Origin of the sequence: Deinococcus arboris (assembly GCF_009755355.1) — a bacterium.
GTDB classification, from domain to species: Bacteria; Deinococcota; Deinococci; order Deinococcales; family Deinococcaceae; genus Deinococcus; species Deinococcus betulae.
In genome coordinates, this window is record NZ_WQLB01000034.1 from 1 (window position 1) to 16,969 (window position 16,969).

Sequence of the window (16,969 nt, forward strand, 5' to 3'; positions counted from 1 at the left end):
TATTTCCTCGGCGGCTTGGCCCTCGTGGGATTGGGCGTCCTGCTGGGTGGTCCCCAGGTCATTACCCAGGACGATGCGTGAACACGATGCCGCGCGTTCGGGCCGAGGAGCGTCGTGTGCTGGTGCTGCTGCACACGAGCTTCTCGGCCGCGTCCGGTGAGCAGCTGGGCCGCGCCTTCCAACTCGTCAGTCCCAGAGGTGTCACCGTTGCCCGCACCATGGTCCGCAAAGGTCTGCTGACTCTGGCGTCTTCCGCCCCTGTGATGACTTACCGGCTGACCCTGCTGGGCGCACTACTTGTGCGTGGTGGAGCCGCAGAGAAGTCGCCGCATCCCCTTCCCTTCCGCCTGAACACGGTGGAAAGGGACTGCCTCAATCACGGAGACACGCATGTTCGAGCTTGACCCCGTCCCCACTCAGGAACGCAACAAAGCCCTTGAGCGCACGAAGCTGCTCATGGCCTCCCCTACGCTGCGCGTCGCTGCGCTGGCGACCACCGACATCAAGGGCGTGCCGGTCGCTGCAGCTGTGCTGGGACTGCGGGGTGAAGTGCTGCTGGACACGCTGATTCACACGGCAGAGCCGATTCAGGCAGGCGCGCAGAGTGTGCACGGTATCCGCCAGGCGCAGCTGGAGGGGGCGCCGACCCTCGCTAATGCCCTTCCCCAACTGGAGATGCTGCTGTCCGGAAACGGGCTTGACGTCATCTTCTTCACGCCAGAATTCATGTCGCGCTCGCTCGTGCGCGGCTGTGAGCGTGAGGGGCTGGAGATGTTCAGCACGGCCGACTGGATTGACGGTCAGGCGCTACTTACCCCTATCTGCAGCGCCTACAACTGGTCGACCGGTAAGTGGGTGAAGCTGACCTTCGTTCAGGCCATCGGTGACCTGGCCATGCCGGGCGATCTCGCACCGCTGGGCAGTGCCCTGGGCAACGCGCAACGCCTCTGGCACGTTCTACGACACCACAGTGTGGCTGGGACGAGCGCAGCCAGCAACATGGAAGCTTCTCCTTGCCCAGTCTGTGGGCTGAACATTCACACCTGCGCGTGCACGTCAAACGGCTTGGACGAGTACTCCTGGGGCGGTGCGCGCTGATGGCTACCTCCATAAACGCTGATGAGCAGCACCAGGTGCTCGACGTAGGTGACATCGCTCGGTATGGGGAGCACGAAGGCGTCATTGCTCGGATCTCTGGTGAGCGGCACGTGCTGGTGGTCGCAGGATGCGGCCAAATCGGAGGCCTGCGCCGCAGCGACCTGACACGCGTTGGTGGCGACATGCAAATAGGCGACTGGGTGCTGGTTCAAGGCAACTGTCTGCAATCCAACTGCGTTGACTACAGCGTTCTGGACAATCAGCTCGGGCTGATCGTTGACGATTACCCAGAAATGGAAGGGGACGCCAGCCAGTCAGGTCCGGACTTCCTGGTGTTTGTGCAGGGCGAAGGGCAGGCGTACAGCTGCCTTACCAGCCAGCTGACTCGCGTCTCTCGTGCAGAGGCGCTGGCGTGAACCGCCTTGACCACATGCTCTTGACCTGGTTGCTGCGCCGGATTCCAGCTCAGCTCCGGGTGCTGCACGCGCTGAGCACGGGCACAACAACTGCGCTGAGCATTGGCAGCGCTTACAGCATCAACATCGGCACCATCTATGTGCACCTGGCCAGGCTGGAGCACTCCGGGCAGGTCACGTCTTGGTGGTTGGAGGATGGCGGCCGCGTGTACGCCCTGGTGCCGAATTGGACGGCCACCAGGGACAGCGAGGTTCTCACGCCTGAGATCTCAGCTCGCCTCGACCATTTGATCGGGCTGCGCGCCTTGGCCCGCCTGTGAGCCGGTCAAGCAACATTGTCGCAAACGCTAACGCCAGCGTCCTCAAGGAGTCCTCAATGCCCACTGCTACCCCTGCAAAGCCCAGTCGTAAAAAGCCCTCTCCAGCTGCGGCCACCGCGCCGATGTGGTACGCCGGTGACTGCGTGCTTTGTCGGCCCAACGGCTCAACCGTCCTGGGCGCGGTCCTCGAAGTGCACGCTCACCTCTGCACTGTGCAGCACCGGGGCGGCACCCTGAACCTTCCGCTTGCCGACATCGTGGGTCCGGACGATTACCCTGCGATGCTCCCCCTCCAGTTCGGCGACCGAGTACGCCTGAAGCGCACGCCTGGGCGGACATACCAGGTCATGGCCGCCGCCGAACTGGAAAGCGACGTGCAAGTGATGGATCTCGACAGCGGCGAAGAGAGCACTGTCCCGGCCACAGAGGCGCGGGTGGCGCGGCGTGTGGATCCGCAGCACCTGGTGGTGGACCTGGGCTTCGCACCGGTGCCCGAACAGTTGGTCACGCTCAAGGCGAAGCGCAAACAGGCACCGGTCGACGATGATCTCCCCTTCCCCGTGGACGAGGCCACGATTGACGCGGCCTTGAAGCGGACCGCCCCTGAACAACCAGTGGTGCCTTCGGCCGGCTGGCTGTTTCCCAACGGTTCACACCTGGCGCACTGGGGAGACGGTGCGGCCGTCCTGTGTGGCCGAATGATGCCTGCCGAACCCACACCGATCAGCAGCACGGATCCGCTGGCCTATGAAGGACGGCAGTGCTCAAAGTGCGTCAAGTCCCTCAAGCGCGCCGCGCTGGACGCGCTGGCCAGCCTGATTGCCAACACATACCGCGTGCAAGCCGTGTTTCCGGATGGCGTGTTGGCCGAAGGCACCGTTCGCAGCGGGAAGCCGCACGGTCGCAGTGACCAACTCGCGTTCAACGTCACGCGCGACGTCGACGGCAAGTTCTTTGACCTCTCGCCAGATCTGGTGGCGGCCGCTCCTCGCCTCACCATTGGTGACCGGGTCTGGCTACCCGGCAGTCCAGCCGATGGCCCGGCTGTCATCACTGCCTTCTGTGAAGAGCGGCCCTTGCAAGCGAAGCTCACCTACGACAGCGGGCAGCCAGGCGGCGCGCACGTCGCTAATCTGCTGCGGTTCCAGGAAGCGCCGTCTGAAAACGTTGTGGACGCTGCTGCCGTTGAGGCGTCGCCGGCGCCGTCCCCCAGTCCGGAGCGGTTCGAAATCCCGCATGTGCCGCCCCTTCAGAGCGGTCTGCGCGAGATTCCGTGGAACCAACTCGTCAACTCGGAACTGAATCCCCGGAAGCATTTCGATCAGGCCGCGCTGGAGCAGTTGGCTGTCAGCATTGCCCGCAGTGGCGTGAAGCAGAACCTTCAGGCGCGGCCGCATCCGACCCGCCCGGGTCTATTCGAAATTGTTGCCGGTGAGCGCCGGTGGCGCGCGATCGGTCTGCTGGTGCGCGGTCTGGAAATCGGCGAAGGTGACGACCGCGAGACCCTGAGCGTACTGCCGCAGTACCTGGTCCCCGTCCGGATTGAGGAGCTGACGGACGCGCAGCTGGTGCAGGCCGCCATGGCCGAGAACATGAACCGTAACGACATGCTGCCCCTCGAGACTGCCTACGGGTACCGGCGGATGCACGAGGACGGCATGGCAATCAATGAGATTGCGCGGGTTCACCACCGTAAGCCGAAGGTGGTCACACGCTTGGTTCAAATCAGCCGCAGTCTGATCGACATCCTGCACGAGCCCTTCAACACCGGCAAGCTCAGCGAGCAACAGGCTGAACTGCTGGCCCTCGCGCCACCGGCCGCGCAGGAAGCCGTCTGGCAGGGAACATTACGCCACGGCGCGTCTCTGACGGTTGATCAGCTGCGCATACGGATCATGCAGCACGTCATGCCCACGAGCGCCGCGCAGTTTCCACGCTCTTGGTATACCGGCGAGATTCAGGCGGCTGATCTGTTTGGCGACATGCCCGAGGTGTTTAGCGACTTTGGTCAGGCCATGGCATGCCAGGAGCGGCACGCGGTTGCCTTGGCTGAGAAGGACGTGGCCCGCGGCGCAGCGTTTGCCGACGTCGAAGTGCGGGCAGAAGCGACCCTTTGGAAGTATCAAGAGGGAAGCGGCACCGGCACCTTCTACTGGATCAATGCGCTAAGCGGTGAATTGAAGCGCTACGAGCGGCTGGGACTGCCCAACCACACCCAGTACTCAGCCCCGAAGCACCGCTTCCTCGCGCCGATCCCTGTGCCAGTGCACGAGACACCGAAGAGCGCCAGTCCGCAGGCAGGCACGCCCAACATCAACAGCGCTTCTACGCTCTCGAGCAGCTCTACGGCGGCGGCTGCACCAAGTGCCCCTGGGCTTGCCCAGCCCCGGTACCCGCAGGTGACCTGCAAAAGTCGCGCTCGTCAGGCTCTGCTTGACGCCAGTCTGCGCCGCGCCGCCTACGTGTACACCGCGCTGATTAAGGAGTGGAGCCTAGACAATGTCACCCTGGTGCAAGACGTCGTTGAGCTCTTGGACGGTCTTGTGAGATGCGATGCAGGCGAACTGAAATTCGTGGCCGTTGAGGACGGTGGCGACACACCTGAATTGGCTGCCATGCTGCCGCCCCTGATGGCGCTGCCCGAGGATTTACTTGGCCGCCTGCACGACCAGTATGTCGCCAATACGATCGTTGACTCCCTAGATTCCGAGGCACTCACCAGCATTTCGCAGGCCAATCCAGCGACGGCGTTCCAGCTGACTAAGGAGTTTTTGGAGGCCTGCAACCACGAGGCCCTCTGCGAACTGTGGGACGACGCTGGTATGGGTGATCGCAGCAACACGTCCGACGGGTACTTGCGGTCAGTACTTCTTGAGGAAGCATCTCGGCTTCTCCTGACCGGCTTCCTGCCTCAGCCCCTACGCTGAATCTTCTTTAGTGGTCTAGAAAAATAGACCACTAAAGAAGATTGGTCGGTGCAAAAGATTCATTTCGTAGGAAGCGAATTCCAACGCCTAATAGAAGCAATGAGAGATTGCATACGACTACTTAGGTCATAAGGAGCATGATCAAGCGTGATATGATCAACAATTCTTCTAGAGTATTTGACCTTATCACTTTCGTAATGTCTTTCTCTTAATCCTGCATTACTAGTGGCCTCAGCTAGTTTCTCGTCTATCTTTTCAAACTGACCCAGTTGATAATCTAGAACTTTGCTGCCCTGAAAAGTTTTATTGATTGCATCGTTATGAACATAATTTTCAATTTCTCGTCCCGCCGTAATCCAGCATGTGATTCCGGAGATTTCTGCCTGTTCGAGAATACGTGTTTTAAAATTTAATATGACGGAATCAAATTTATCTTTATCACTATCGATTATAATAATACTATTGCGATTTATTCGTAACAGGTTAATCAACCCTTCTAACTCGCCATCATCCGCGCTGATCTGATAGTGGGAGAGCAGACGACCACCATAATACATAAAGTGATAATGAATCCCCTCTATAATTTCTGCATCTCTCAAAGAAATCCACTTGTTGAGATAAACTCGGTCACTCGGGCCTTCAACCCATATAATGCCTGTTGATTGCAGAAGGTCGCTAGCACTGACACCTATATCGTTAATTGCATCAAGTACAGCTTGCGAACCTACGATAGGACGTCCTTTGCTTCCATCGCCCTCATTAATTAAAGAGGTGAGAGATATAAGTTCTTGCAGAGGGCTATTACCTGTAAACGGCATATTTATGATAGATGGTGAATGAGTAGTAATAATATAATTATTGTTGGTCTCTTTAATTAGAAAATCAATGAAAGACTTCTGAAGATTTGAATGCAAATGTATTTCAGGCTCTTCAATGCCGTATAGATTCCCTTCGCTGCTCAAAACGGCAGTGAGCAAGATTATTAATTGATGGACTCCCGTACCATAATAATCTATAGGCAAACGTATGCCTTTATTTTCGACAATAATGGTGGGGTTTTCTGTAGAAACCTCAATATGCGCATCATCAGATAAGCTAAGTAAACGCTTAAAAAAGCTCTCAATTTTCCTAAATTTGAGTATATCATCATCCTTGCCTATGACAGGATTCTTAAGTCGGGCAAGAGTTAAAACAAGGTTCTCACCATTGATTTTGTATTCTCCTGCAGTATCTCGTATTTGCCGAAATTCGGGAATGACAATAATTCTTGAAAGATCTTGAGAACGTATTAAGAGATATTCACGCGCGCGCTCCATCATATCGCGAATCATCTGATCTGGGTACAACATTCCACTTGTGAAGCCGTGATTGACTTTCCACCAAGATTCAATAAAATCCTTATCCCTTTTCGGATCTAAAGTTGTTTGCTCCCATTTAATGTCTCCGTTTTCGTGAACGGTTATATCAAAAGTCATCGTATCAAAATATTGCTTAAAATATTTGTATGTATCTATTTCTGGTGGCGAAAAATCAACAACTATCCGGAATGGATGCTTGCTATCTCTCCTATACCGGTCAAGAGGATCGATCTCATACCGGTGTCCCGCAAGACGCTTTAGAACATCGATGGCTGTAGACCACCCGCGTATTACATTGGATTTCCCGCTATTGTTTCTTCCAATAATAATGTTAGCTTTTTTCAATTTCCCCAAATCGACTCCTTCAGGGCCAATACTTCTGAAATTGTAAATCTTTAGTTGATTGGGCAGCATGCTAACAGTTTAGACTAAATAGATTTCACATATACTTCTGTCTAGGATATAGGAATTTAGTTTTCCGGAAATCCGGAAAACTTTCCGGAAATCCGAATACTTGTATCCTAGTAAGATCAAGCTCTAATCTGTCCGTATGAAGGTCTATGGAGTTACAAACGTGAAAGGTGGGGCGGGGAAGACGCACACCACCGTGCATCTGGCGCACCAGGCTGCCCAGGAAGGGATGCGCGTGGCCGTGCTGGACCTAGACCCGACCCGGCAGAGTGTCAACTGGATTGAGCTGGCAGGGTTGGGCATCCCAGCCCTCCACATTGACATCAAGCAGGCAGACCTTGAGGCATATATCGGTCAGCTCCGGAGCGAGGGAGACTTCGACGCCGTGTTCATTGACACTCCTGCGAATGACCGCGACGCAGCTCTGGAGACACTGATGGTCAGCGACGTGGCCGTCATTCCTGTTGGCGTTGGAACGAGCGACACCGGCATGCTCGGCACCACCGAGCGGCAGGTGAAGCGCGCCATGCAACTGCGCCCAGATCTGCGGCCATTCATTCTGATCAACCGGGCCAAATTTGCGCCAGCTCGGGAGCGTGAGACAGTGGAGGAGTGCCTCAAGACAGGCTTCCCAGTGCTGGGGGCGCGGGTGCCTTTGCGTGGGGATTACCAGGCGGCCGCCGGCAAGATGCCGCAGGGTCAGCACTACGCTGAAGTGTGGCGCGAGGTCAACGCATGACCCTCCCTCCACCCCCAGGGAAGAAGAAGGACAACAACGCACCAACCATGCTCGACAAGAACCGCGAAGTGGAGGAAGCCCAGGCCCGTGCGGAAGAGCTCAGCCTGCCGCCTGAGGACAGTGTGCCGACCGGCAAGTTCACAGTGAGTCCCATTCGACTTAATGTTCTGGATGGCTTCGAGGATGTGTATGGGAAGCTCAAGAGGCAGCGGCGCACCCTGAAGCGGTATCAGGTTGCAGAGGCTCTACTGGCTGCTCTTGCGGAAGAGCCAGAGGTGCTGGCCGCAGTCGTTCGGCGACTGAAATAGCGGGGCACCAAGAAGGTCAGACCGTCAATCCATCTGCGTGATCTTGGTCACTGGAAGGGCCCAGCCTCCGAGCACTTTGGCGATCAGCAGTGGGGGATTTTGGTCGGGAGGACAGGGGTAGCCCTGGCCAATTTCCATGCGGCCGCAGAGGTCATACAGAAGGGTGCGCGCCTCGTCTGCGCCGTCCGCTTCAATGGCTTCCCGAGTCACTGATCCTGCACCGCCCCGGTGGGTGAACTCGGTGCGGGCCACGAAGATCAGGCGATCCGATTGACCAGGCTTTTGATGCAGCACGGCGCGGAGCTTGATCTCGCTTAGTGGACGTTCGGCGATCAGCTGGTCGCCTAGGCGCTGCAGGTCAATAGGAGTCATGAACAGACTAGAACGCCTGAGATACGCTTGCAACAGAAAGAGACTTCTAAGTTAGAGGAATCGGTCTCACAAAAGGCCGATTTAGGGTGAGTGCAAGATTAACTCTAATGGTGGTTGGTGCTAAAACAAGGCCACCGTGACCCTCGTTCGCCCCACTGACGCCCTCACCCTGGTCAACCTCACCGACCAGGCCTTAAGGGTTCGTGCCGTCGAAGCGGCCAGCACCTACGACGTGGAGATGTTGGTGCAAGTCACCCAGGCCTACATGACGGCCGGCAGCCGCAAGGGCGCCCGCACCAGTCCCAAGACACTGGCCGCCTACGCACTCGCCGTCCGCGACTTCGTGCCGTGGGCCCAGGACAACGGCATGCAGCTCCTGCGCCCTGGTCGCCGCGACGGCGGCCGCTATGTCGCCCAGCTCCAGACGCGGCCGTCACAAGGCCGGGGCAAAACCGGCACCCTCTCGGCGGCCACCATCGCCCAGTACATTGCCGGCGCCCGAGCGCTTTACCGGGCCCTGCGCTGGGCCGGCGCCACCGAAGCCCAGCCCTTCGAGGACGCTCACGTGCCTCCGGATCCCACACCAGGCATCGTCAAGAACCCGCCCTACATGCATGAGATTGACGAGGTCTTGAAGCACTGCGAGCCCAGGCTGGCGGCGCTCCTTTTACTGTGTGGCCACGCTGGTCTGCGCGTCAGCGAGGCCTTGAATATCAAGGTGACCGACATCCAGGGCGCGCAGCTCACCGTGCACGGCAAAGGCGGCAAGGTCCGCCGCGTGCCCCTGGGCCGCCGCGTCCGCGAAGCCTTGACTGGCCTGCCGCCTGTCCAAGCCGACGGCAGATTGTTCGAATGGACCTACCACCAGGCCAAGTACCGCATGGGGGTAGCCTTTCAGGCCGCAGGGCAGGGGCAGGCCTGGCGCGGTTTCCATGCGGCCCGTAAGCACTCGGGCACCCGCCTGTACAGGGCCACTAAGGACTTCACGCGAGTGGGTCTGTTCCTCGGCCACTCCTCCGTCGACACCACGCGCCGCTACGTTGCTCTGGAAGAGAACGACGTCGGGAATGAGGTCGAAGACTTCTAGCAGCAGGACTAAACAACAGTGCGTCTGCAGGCACAGACCTTGAACGCACTCCATATACTTTTTGCATGAAGCCCTTGCTCATGATCTCCTACGACCTCAACAAAGCGGCCTCTGAAGAGTACAAAGCTCTGGACGAATACCTGAGGAGCATTGCCGACACCGGTGTGATGACGCCCCTTGAATCTGTCTACTTTATTCAGACTGAAAAAAGCGTTGATGAGGTGAACAAGGGGATCAGGGCGCTTCTGATTAAGGAGGAAGGCAACCCCCTGCGATCCGATACCAAGTGGTTCGTCGCGCCTATCAAGCTAGGAAGCAGCGCCGGCTATCTTGATGATGTTGAGGCCGCTTGGTGGAAGAAAGCGGTTAGCCAAGGTCTCTGATGTCAGGAGTGCCGCCCAGGAATCCCCCTGGGCGGCACTCTTCTAGCTAGCAGCCGGTCAGCTGGGTCGTTGCTGGAGTAGGGCCTGTTGGACCTGTCTCTGGCCTTCCTCTGTCAGGAGATCCCGCATCAGATATTCGAGGACGCGGTAACGCTCGAGCGTCGCCAGTTCCGTGCCGAGGGACGATTCCAACAGAGCTTCGAGACCCTGCATGTACCGCTGGTGCACACGTGCCGAGAGCATTCCCCGAGGTTCACGCTGCCCGTTACGACGTATGGGCGTCGGCGACGTAGAGAGCTGGTGCAGGAGCGTTTGCCGGCCTTCGTCGGTCAGCAAATCCCGCATCAAGTATTCCAGCACGTCGTAGCGTTGCAGCGCGTCCATGCCGCTCGCCTGACAGCGCCTGGTGAAGGCGTCGAGGGCCGTCCGGTACTCCGGGTACACCCGAACACTCACACCGACACGCGGCGCCTCTTTCGTCCAGGTGGTCGGTGACATGGCGGTACTGTAGCGCGCCGCTAACGCTGACGTGATCTTCGGCTGGGCAGGATCAGAGGACGTGCTCAATCACCTCGACAGGCCTGGGCTGGACGCAGCCATTCGAAGTGGCAGATGAACTGAACAAAGGCAGAAGGCCATGCACGGTGATACGGCTTGATCACGGGTTGAGTTGCAGCTCAGGCTGCTGAACAGCAGCTGCCTGTCCAGCTCCCTTCGAAGCCCCTTGGCGGTCGGCCCGCTCACGCAGGTATTTGGCGATCCAGCTGACTTCTTCAGCCACCTTGGTCAACCTGGACTCCAGGTGGTCCAGGCGTTGGACAATGTGCCTCACACTCTCAGGCGGTACCGGCTCTGTGTAATTGCCCAACACGCGGCTGATGGCTTCTTTCCACGTTTTAGCTGCATTGCTGTCCAGGAGCGCCGAAGCTTCCCGCAGATCTCGGACCGTCTCAGTGCTCAGATGTCGCTCGTCTGGCTTGCCGACAGCCGCAAAATAGTCCTTACACTTTTTTGTCATGACGCTGGCATCAATGCCCAGTTCTCGTGCAAGTTCCGACTTCAACATGGCTCATCATAGTGAGACTTTTTACGTTAGCGACGTGAAATTTTCTTCCTATCTATGACGACATGACTGTCACTTTAGACAGCCTGGACATACAACTTACAGCCGTCCAAGAATCTGAAGCGATGAGTTTTTTGCGCTTCCATTTTTCTACAAAAAACTCATCATACCTAGTAAGAGGAAGACCAATCTTCAACCCGGAATCTCTCGACTGCGCCGGAGCGTGCTGCCTTTTTCACGGCGCTAACGCATGAATGACCAGGATCATCGCGTATGCCCGCCCTGCACCCCGCCAAACAGAAGGCCCAGGTACGGCAACTCTTCGCCGAGCACCGGGTCCTGACGACGGTGGCACTAGAGCGCCGAGGCCTGTTGCAGGCGGCTGAGTGGCTGGACCTTCCCCGCATCGATCTGCACGTCCGCACCCAGGCCCACCAGGCAAGCAGCATCAAGCCGCTGACCTTCGTGTCGGCCGACGAGCGCTGGCTGGTCCAGCCGCCCCGCGACATCCTGCACCATGCCCTGTTGGCTGAAGGCGCCCATCAACTGCGGGGGGTGATCGCCGCCCACGAGTTGCAATGGCAATACCTGGACTTGAAGGGGCGCTCAGGCTTCTGGCCAGACGCCCAACTGGTTTCCCCTAAAGGCCGTGAGCACGACGCCTCTGTGGAAGTCGACACGGGCTACTCCCCTAAACGGTGTGACGCCAAGCTGGTGGCGGCCGCGGCCGGCGGCTACCGCTCCCTGATCTGGTTGACCAGCGTGCACGGCCGGGTGACCAAGATCCATGCCCGGGCACGGCAGCTGCACGCGGCGGGCAAACTCGGCGAGGTCACGAAGGTGTACGTGGGGTACATCAATGTGCACACCCCAGGCAGCCCGTATCAGCCCCGGCCTCGACTGCACAAAGTGTCAGCCCTCGTGGCCGACTTTGGCTCGTGACGGCCGGTAGACCAGAGAGGGGAGAGGCTGCTCGAAGATCAAGAAGTCTGGGGTGTAGGGCGCGTCGCGCATTCCAGCCAGGCGCTTCTCTCGCATGCTCTCGTGGAGCGCCCGGTCTTTGGCCATGTGGCCACGCGCAAAGGTCCGCAGGGGACCGACCTCCTGGGGCACCACGATGAGCATGGGCGAACGCCAAGTGGAAATATCGTGCAGGTGTCTCTTGAGGAGGCGCCGAAGCTCCGTGGCCTGCACGCCGCCACCAGAACAGCGGGCGTACAACCACACCTCCCCCTTCTGTTCCTCCCGTCGACCGCTGGGGGCATAACCCTGCCGCCGTTCAGGGCCCCAGTAGGCATGGATCCGCCGTAACTCTTCGGGCGGCACACCCATGCGTGCCCGGGTGATGTGCCCGGTGGTCGTGCCTCGCTCAGGCCCGCGCTTGTAGTCGTATTCCATGAGGCTGTAACCCTTCTGCTCCAGCATCCGAACGGCGTCGAGCATATAGGCGCGGTCCGCCAGGCTCCCCGGCCCACGCAGACGTCCCGTGTGCTCATAGAAATCGTGGGCGCGCTCCGTCAGAGTCAGCACGGGCCCGTAAACGGTGCTGACTTCTTTGAGAACGTCATTCTCCAGCAGCCGGTGCCAGTTGGGGCGAGGCCCGTGGTCCTGCTGCACACGGCGAGAGGTCAAAGCTGCCGCAGTGCGGACCGCATGCAACACAGCCAATTCGGTTTTGGTCCACTCCGACATGGCGCTCAGGCTAGGCGACCCTGCCGCGCACGTCTACGGAAAATCTCGCCAGTTGAGCCCGTGCCCAGTGCGGCGATTAGGGTGCTGCTCATAGGAGACCACATGCAGATCATTGAGCGGGTCGGCGACAACTTCTAGTTGGGTGAGGTGCAGCTGGTGTGGGGGGACAGTCTGCAGGTCCGTTGCCCGGACGATTGGGGGACGGCCGGCGGAACCATCACCGGCGAGTTTCAGATTCGAGACGGCGTGGCCATCGTCTGCTGTGTGCCTGGCTCTAGGGAGACCACAGGATTCAAAGTTGAGGGCTGGTCAGCGGCCATGGATGGCCCTCGCGGACGCTGGCGGCCGAGCTAGGTTTACCGGCAGATTTGTATTCAAGTTGGAGGCCTCTGTCGAATAAAACCGACAGAGGCCTCCTCGTCTTGGCGTGCTAGAGGCGCTGAGCTTCCTTGTACTTGATGTAGACCGTCAGAGCGACGCTGGCCAAACCTAGGAGAGCGGTGAGGGTACCGATGGTGGTGTTGGTGTTCGTGACCTTTGCTTTCGCCATGACGTCAGAGTGCAAGAGATCTCCAATTCTGTCAAGAGAGTAATACTTCCTAGTAATTATTTAATAGCTAATTTCATCCGGGGAAACACGACGAAAAATGGCTCAAGTTGTCCGTGCCTAAATGGCTAACTTTTACGTTAGCGATATCCTTCTGACGTGTCCTCGCTCAAGCCAGACCTTGCATTGACCGGCACCAAGATCACGGTCATCTTGGACCATCTGGCTCAGTCGCCGAACGCTGAGAGTGGGATCAAAGGCATCCAATCTGCCTTCCCTGAGCCACGGCCCAATCAGGACACTGTCACAGAGTGGGTGCAGATCCTACTGGAACGTGGGCTGATCCGGGTGACCCAGCATGACCGTGGACGCCAGCTGTTCGGTCTGGTTGACCTCCAGGCGCTCATTGTTCCTGAGGATGTTGACGACACCCTTCGGCAACCCATTCTTGCCGTACTGTCAGATGGGCCCGCCATGGCAGCTGGTATCGCCGAACGTTTATCTGCGTCCGTTCGTCGGGTGCAGTCCACCGCACTGGCGATGTGGCGTGACAACACTCTTATGGGCCGTCCCGTTGGAGCTGGTTTCGTGTTTCGAGTGACAGAAGGACTTTCTGTATCGGTGGCGGCCGCCGTACTTGAAGAATGGAAGCAGAGAACAGAGGATGACAGGCTACTTGAGGCTCCAAGACCCCCCTCAGTGGAGACGGCCCACATCCATCTACCTAGGCACGGGACAAAGGCCGCTCGGTTCCTGACCCTTTTTGCGGAAGCCCACACGATTGAAGAGGCGCTCACCCATATGAACGGCGAAATGAAGCGGGCGGCGGCGACCTCACTTCTCCAGCGGTTCCTGCAGGGTGGATTCGTGCAGGCGGTGGGTAGCCAGGGAAAGCGCAAAACCTACGAACTCACACACAGCGGCCGAGGCATTCTTGCCTCGCGGTCTCCTACGTTTCTAGGTCCTGGTGTTCCTCTGGCTCCTGAGGGACACTCCTGGACGCCAGCACGCCTCGAATGGCTGAAAGCAGCTTTCCCCATCTTGGGCCTCAAACTCTGCGCCCAGCGCCTTGGCATATCCGTATCTCCCGTGCACCGGCGAGCACGCCTCCTCGCTTTGACCTATGGCGACGTGCCCAATTACATCAAGACGGCTGAGCTGGCCAGTATGGTAGGCATCTCCAGCGGCGCCATGCGTGATGCGGCAGAACGCGCTGGTGTGTTGACCTACTGCGGCCTTCCTGAGGCGCCTGGTCACACCTTGGTGCCATTGGAATGGGCTGATCAGCGTGCGGAGCGAGGAGCGGCGCCAACCCTAGACGAAGTGCTGATTACCGGCATCACCCAGGATCCTGTTGCGCTCGCCCGGATCAAGTCGAAATTTCGGGCTCACATCCGCTACCGCACTCCTGGAAATCAGCAACGCCCTCAGCTGTACCTTCCGCGTTTATATGTCGACCAGGCCAGGGCGTATATGCACGAAGCTCCGCCAAAATTCAGCCACTGGAGCGACATCCTGCCTCATTTCGAAAGGGCCGGGGCGAATGGATTGAACATTGTTGAGTTGCAGGAACAGTGTGGCTTAGAGGGTGATGTGTGTCGAAAACACACTCGGCGGGCAGTTGAGGAGGAGCACGTCCTGGAGAGACATAACTTTGCGTATACCGGTCCGGTTTACCGTCTGGCTACTTTCCATGACCAGGCACCCCCCTTAGCACGAAATTCCTGGGTTTCACCACAGCACCAGGTACAACCGCTCTTGCTGGCAGCCGGGGCAGTCGGCGCCACTCTCTTCGAACTTTTGGACAAATTGCCGGGCATTCCAGTTGGCCGTCTGGAACGGACACTGGATGACATGGTCCGGAAGGGAATGACTCAGGGGATCAAGGGCACTTGGTGGCAACCTACTGCCTACTTTCCACTTGGAGTGGAACCCGCTCCCCCAGCCCGTCCTCAACGCCTAGACCAACCAGAATCGGCGGTGGCGTCGGCTATCGCCGAACTCGACATAGATGCAGGTGTCACCCACGAGCAGATCGCCCTACACCTCCGCCAGTCCTACTACCAAGTCACGCTCGTGGTGCTGCGTCTCCAAAACCTTCAAGCCCTTACACCCAGAAAAGAAGGCCGTGAGGTGTATCTCCACCCCTTGCCACCTCTACATCACATAGGTGGAGCCTTTCCGTCAGCTCCGCTTGCCGCCCCTCTGGCTTCCCAGGAGGTTTCTGTGCAGACTCAACAACTCCCTTTGTCTCAGCAACTGGCTGAACTTGAACAACAGGCGGCGCCACTTGAAACGCTGCAGTCTGAACTCTCAATCCTCGACGATCAGCGGTCAGCGTTGACTCTACGTATTCAAGCTGCACAGACAGCTCGTGACGTGCTAGCCAGGATTAGCAGCACCATCACCAGCGTTTTGCACCCCCTGCCTTCCCCTGCACACCCTAGCAACATGGTGCATATACAGGAAGCAACTTCAGTGTCCTCTCCCCAACCCACAGTTGAAGACTCAGAGCGTCGCCGAGTCTTCTTTCCTGCACCCATTCCAGATGCGCTTACACCTGAAGCTCTACGGGTCTTCAAGCTGGTTCGTGAACTCAAAGACGGTCTGCCGTTTAAACAAATCTGTGCTCAGCTGAACATGCCGTCAGATCAAGCGAGTAAAGCAATTGACCTACTGACGCACGGTGGCCACCTCCGCAAAGTCGGCAGTCATTACCGAGCACAGAGCCAGGCAGCCTAAATAAAGAAGATAGGCAGCTGCTTAAAAATTCAAGCAGCTGCCTATCTTATGCCAAACTCAAAAATTTACAGCTGTAATACATCACTCCCAAAAATCTGTTTTTGTTTTACGAGACGCCAATTACTGATTACATCTCTATAATTTGTTTATATCTATATCTATGCTTCAATTTACTTACTAATAAATCTTTTGGTACACCAATCATAGAAAGCAATTGAAATCTTATAAGATCGAATACGACTCTCGATGCATGATACAATTCCTCATCTTTAAATGCTCGGGCAGCATATTTGATATCTAAATGTGTATAGTAATTACGTGTCGATTTAACCTTTTTTATAAAATCTTCTCTTGAGATAGATAGTCCAATTGATTCAAAAAGCTCTTGGTCTATTAATAGGTTGAGCTTATGAGAGAGATTTTTCTTGTAAGATGCTATAATCCCATCCTTCATATTTGACTTCACTTCTTCGAGAATATCTAGACCCTCTATTGCTATTTTCACATCTCTTATAGCCTTTTCATAATCTTTCTTGTCCATCCAAATTGTATCAGAAGAGCTGTCGTATAGACCCTCTGTCATTTGTATAAAGCTTAAGAAGGCATCTCTTGTGTGTACCTTTTCTCGCCAAAGAAGTGAGCTTTGAAGTTCCGCAAAGCTTTTTAATCTTTGATAATCCTTGATCCAATTTTCTAAAATTAATGGGAATTTGTCTAGCACATCATCGTAAGTTATATCCGCTTCTGCATATTTATATTTCAGAGCTAACTTCTCTCTTCCAGTCCAAGTCAACACTTCGGTTGGAAATCCGGTGTCAGGATCAAGATACAGCATTAACTCCGGATGAGACTTATATCCTGAGAGAAAAAATATTAGTTCTGTTACTCTTTCTACTATAGTGAGTATTTCAAGAACACTGCGAGGTTCCTTAAAATTTAGAGCAATCCGAGACTGTTTTGAGACCTTACCGCTAAGCCGCCTATGCCTGCGTGCAAACACTGACGATATACTCATATCAATCTTTAAGTCATCCAGAGAAATTTGATAGAACTTTTGATTATCATGTGAAAGCGATTGTATTTCACCCTTATATTCCCATTCAACATTCCTTCTGTCTACCCAATACCTATAGAGCTTGGAATTCATCTCTACTCTTGCATAATTAAAGGACGTTAATTCGTCCTCTTCTCTTCCCATAACTACAACACCCACCTTTAGAGTAAGAGTCATTACACCTTTCCGTTCTTGAGATGTATTCATTTGTAAAATTTCCAGCTTGGATATAAATATTCTCAAATCCCCTACACGTCCATGGACGATCTTTGGAGAAGCCTGGCTTACCATAGACATCTCTTCAATGGTACCTAAGAGTTCGAGAGCGATAGCTCCTCCCCTATGTAAACGGAGATGCCCTTCGAGCCACACTCCCTCATTTTCAATTCGCCACTCCCCATGATAGGAACGTTTCACATCCATTTTTGCCATATTTTTTATTCTTACCGAAA

The 16,969-nt window shown here is 56.4% G+C and carries 17 protein-coding genes; 11 read left to right on the top strand and 6 right to left on the bottom strand.

Going from position 1 to position 16,969, the window contains the following annotated elements; translation table 11 throughout:
* Positions 1–77: 77 nt before the first annotated feature.
* From GO986_RS18570 to GO986_RS18590, 5 genes are read left to right on the top strand one after another with little or no spacing between them, the layout of a single operon-like run.
* Positions 78–404: a hypothetical protein gene (locus GO986_RS18570; protein WP_198170813.1), complete on the top strand. Its 327-nt coding sequence runs from the start codon at positions 78–80 to the stop codon at positions 402–404.
* Entirely contained in the window at positions 391–1,098 is a 708-nt protein-coding gene (locus tag GO986_RS18575; RefSeq protein WP_157460837.1) for a 3'-5' exonuclease family protein, read from the top strand. Before GO986_RS18570 ends, GO986_RS18575 begins: the two co-directional genes overlap by 14 nt.
* On the top strand, positions 1,098–1,514 hold the full coding sequence (locus GO986_RS18580) for a hypothetical protein (protein ID WP_157460838.1): 417 nt from the start codon (positions 1,098–1,100) through the stop codon (positions 1,512–1,514). The genes GO986_RS18575 and GO986_RS18580 overlap by 1 nt, the downstream gene beginning before the upstream one ends.
* Positions 1,511–1,834: a hypothetical protein gene (locus GO986_RS18585; RefSeq protein ID WP_157460840.1), complete on the top strand. Its 324-nt coding sequence runs from the start codon at positions 1,511–1,513 to the stop codon at positions 1,832–1,834. Before GO986_RS18580 ends, GO986_RS18585 begins: the two co-directional genes overlap by 4 nt.
* Before the next feature lie 56 nt (positions 1,835–1,890).
* Positions 1,891–4,761, top strand: a complete 2,871-nt coding sequence (locus GO986_RS18590; protein ID WP_157460842.1) for a ParB/RepB/Spo0J family partition protein — start codon at positions 1,891–1,893, stop codon at positions 4,759–4,761.
* Positions 4,762–4,820: 59 nt separating this feature from the next.
* On the opposite strand, the gene GO986_RS18595 is transcribed toward GO986_RS18590, so the two are convergent.
* On the bottom strand, positions 4,821–6,533 hold the full coding sequence (locus tag GO986_RS18595; RefSeq protein WP_157460844.1) for an ATP-dependent nuclease: 1,713 nt from the start codon (positions 6,531–6,533) through the stop codon (positions 4,821–4,823).
* Between the two features lie 136 nt (positions 6,534–6,669).
* Here GO986_RS18595 and GO986_RS18600 point away from each other — a divergent pair, with 136 nt between their 5' ends.
* Together GO986_RS18600 and GO986_RS18605 are read left to right on the top strand one after the other, a co-directional pair.
* Complete coding sequence (locus GO986_RS18600; RefSeq protein WP_157460845.1) at positions 6,670–7,269, top strand: nucleotide-binding protein; 600 nt, start codon at positions 6,670–6,672, stop codon at positions 7,267–7,269.
* 47 nt (positions 7,270–7,316) lie between these two features.
* Positions 7,317–7,577: a hypothetical protein gene (locus tag GO986_RS18605; RefSeq protein ID WP_157460847.1), complete on the top strand. Its 261-nt coding sequence runs from the start codon at positions 7,317–7,319 to the stop codon at positions 7,575–7,577.
* 24 nt (positions 7,578–7,601) lie between these two features.
* On the opposite strand, the gene GO986_RS18610 is transcribed toward GO986_RS18605, so the two are convergent.
* Positions 7,602–7,949: a hypothetical protein gene (locus tag GO986_RS18610; RefSeq protein ID WP_157460849.1), complete on the bottom strand. Its 348-nt coding sequence runs from the start codon at positions 7,947–7,949 to the stop codon at positions 7,602–7,604.
* 136 nt (positions 7,950–8,085) lie between these two features.
* Here GO986_RS18610 and GO986_RS18615 point away from each other — a divergent pair, with 136 nt between their 5' ends.
* On the top strand, positions 8,086–9,036 hold the full coding sequence (locus tag GO986_RS18615) for a tyrosine-type recombinase/integrase (RefSeq protein ID WP_369409467.1): 951 nt from the start codon (positions 8,086–8,088) through the stop codon (positions 9,034–9,036).
* 65 nt (positions 9,037–9,101) lie between these two features.
* Positions 9,102–9,419, top strand: a complete 318-nt coding sequence (locus tag GO986_RS18620) for a hypothetical protein (RefSeq protein ID WP_157460851.1) — start codon at positions 9,102–9,104, stop codon at positions 9,417–9,419.
* Between the two features lie 57 nt (positions 9,420–9,476).
* Here GO986_RS18620 and GO986_RS18625 read toward each other — a convergent pair whose 3' ends face one another.
* Together GO986_RS18625 and GO986_RS18630 are read right to left on the bottom strand one after the other, a co-directional pair.
* Positions 9,477–9,917 carry a hypothetical protein gene (locus GO986_RS18625; RefSeq protein ID WP_157460853.1) on the bottom strand — a complete coding sequence of 147 codons (441 nt, stop codon included), beginning with the start codon at positions 9,915–9,917 and terminating at the stop codon, positions 9,477–9,479.
* A gap of 160 nt (positions 9,918–10,077) precedes the next feature.
* Entirely contained in the window at positions 10,078–10,485 is a 408-nt protein-coding gene (locus tag GO986_RS18630; protein WP_157460855.1) for a hypothetical protein, read from the bottom strand.
* A gap of 270 nt (positions 10,486–10,755) precedes the next feature.
* Between GO986_RS18630 and GO986_RS18635 the strand changes: the two genes are divergently transcribed.
* Complete coding sequence (locus tag GO986_RS18635; protein WP_157460857.1) at positions 10,756–11,424, top strand: hypothetical protein; 669 nt, start codon at positions 10,756–10,758, stop codon at positions 11,422–11,424.
* On the opposite strand, the gene GO986_RS18640 is transcribed toward GO986_RS18635, so the two are convergent.
* On the bottom strand, positions 11,395–12,174 hold the full coding sequence (locus tag GO986_RS18640; protein WP_157460859.1) for a hypothetical protein: 780 nt from the start codon (positions 12,172–12,174) through the stop codon (positions 11,395–11,397). The genes GO986_RS18635 and GO986_RS18640 overlap by 30 nt on opposite strands.
* A gap of 706 nt (positions 12,175–12,880) precedes the next feature.
* On the opposite strand from GO986_RS18640, the gene GO986_RS18645 reads away from it, so the two are divergent.
* Entirely contained in the window at positions 12,881–15,463 is a 2,583-nt protein-coding gene (locus tag GO986_RS18645) for a hypothetical protein (protein ID WP_157460861.1), read from the top strand.
* A 127-nt stretch (positions 15,464–15,590) separates the two neighbouring features.
* Here the strand turns inward: GO986_RS18645 and GO986_RS18650 are convergent, their stop codons facing one another.
* The gene (locus tag GO986_RS18650) at positions 15,591–16,949 is read right to left on the bottom strand and encodes a HEPN domain-containing protein (RefSeq protein ID WP_157460863.1); all 1,359 of its coding nucleotides are present in this window, start codon (positions 16,947–16,949) and stop codon (positions 15,591–15,593) included.
* Positions 16,950–16,969: the final 20 nt, after the last annotated feature.

Coding starts and splice junctions, on each gene's coding strand:
- GO986_RS18595 (WP_157460844.1), bottom strand. CDS start 6,533: ATGCTGCCCAATCAACTAAAGATTTACAATTTCAGAAGTATTGGCCCT.
- GO986_RS18590 (WP_157460842.1), top strand. CDS start 1,891: ATGCCCACTGCTACCCCTGCAAAGCCCAGTCGTAAAAAGCCCTCTCCA.
- GO986_RS18580 (WP_157460838.1), top strand. CDS start 1,098: ATGGCTACCTCCATAAACGCTGATGAGCAGCACCAGGTGCTCGACGTA.
- GO986_RS18575 (WP_157460837.1), top strand. CDS start 391: ATGTTCGAGCTTGACCCCGTCCCCACTCAGGAACGCAACAAAGCCCTT.
- GO986_RS18610 (WP_157460849.1), bottom strand. CDS start 7,949: ATGACTCCTATTGACCTGCAGCGCCTAGGCGACCAGCTGATCGCCGAA.
- GO986_RS18625 (WP_157460853.1), bottom strand. CDS start 9,917: ATGTCACCGACCACCTGGACGAAAGAGGCGCCGCGTGTCGGTGTGAGT.
- GO986_RS18605 (WP_157460847.1), top strand. CDS start 7,317: ATGCTCGACAAGAACCGCGAAGTGGAGGAAGCCCAGGCCCGTGCGGAA.
- GO986_RS18640 (WP_157460859.1), bottom strand. CDS start 12,174: ATGTCGGAGTGGACCAAAACCGAATTGGCTGTGTTGCATGCGGTCCGC.
- GO986_RS18630 (WP_157460855.1), bottom strand. CDS start 10,485: ATGTTGAAGTCGGAACTTGCACGAGAACTGGGCATTGATGCCAGCGTC.
- GO986_RS18635 (WP_157460857.1), top strand. CDS start 10,756: ATGCCCGCCCTGCACCCCGCCAAACAGAAGGCCCAGGTACGGCAACTC.
- GO986_RS18650 (WP_157460863.1), bottom strand. CDS start 16,949: ATGGCAAAAATGGATGTGAAACGTTCCTATCATGGGGAGTGGCGAATT.
- GO986_RS18620 (WP_157460851.1), top strand. CDS start 9,102: ATGAAGCCCTTGCTCATGATCTCCTACGACCTCAACAAAGCGGCCTCT.
- GO986_RS18600 (WP_157460845.1), top strand. CDS start 6,670: ATGAAGGTCTATGGAGTTACAAACGTGAAAGGTGGGGCGGGGAAGACG.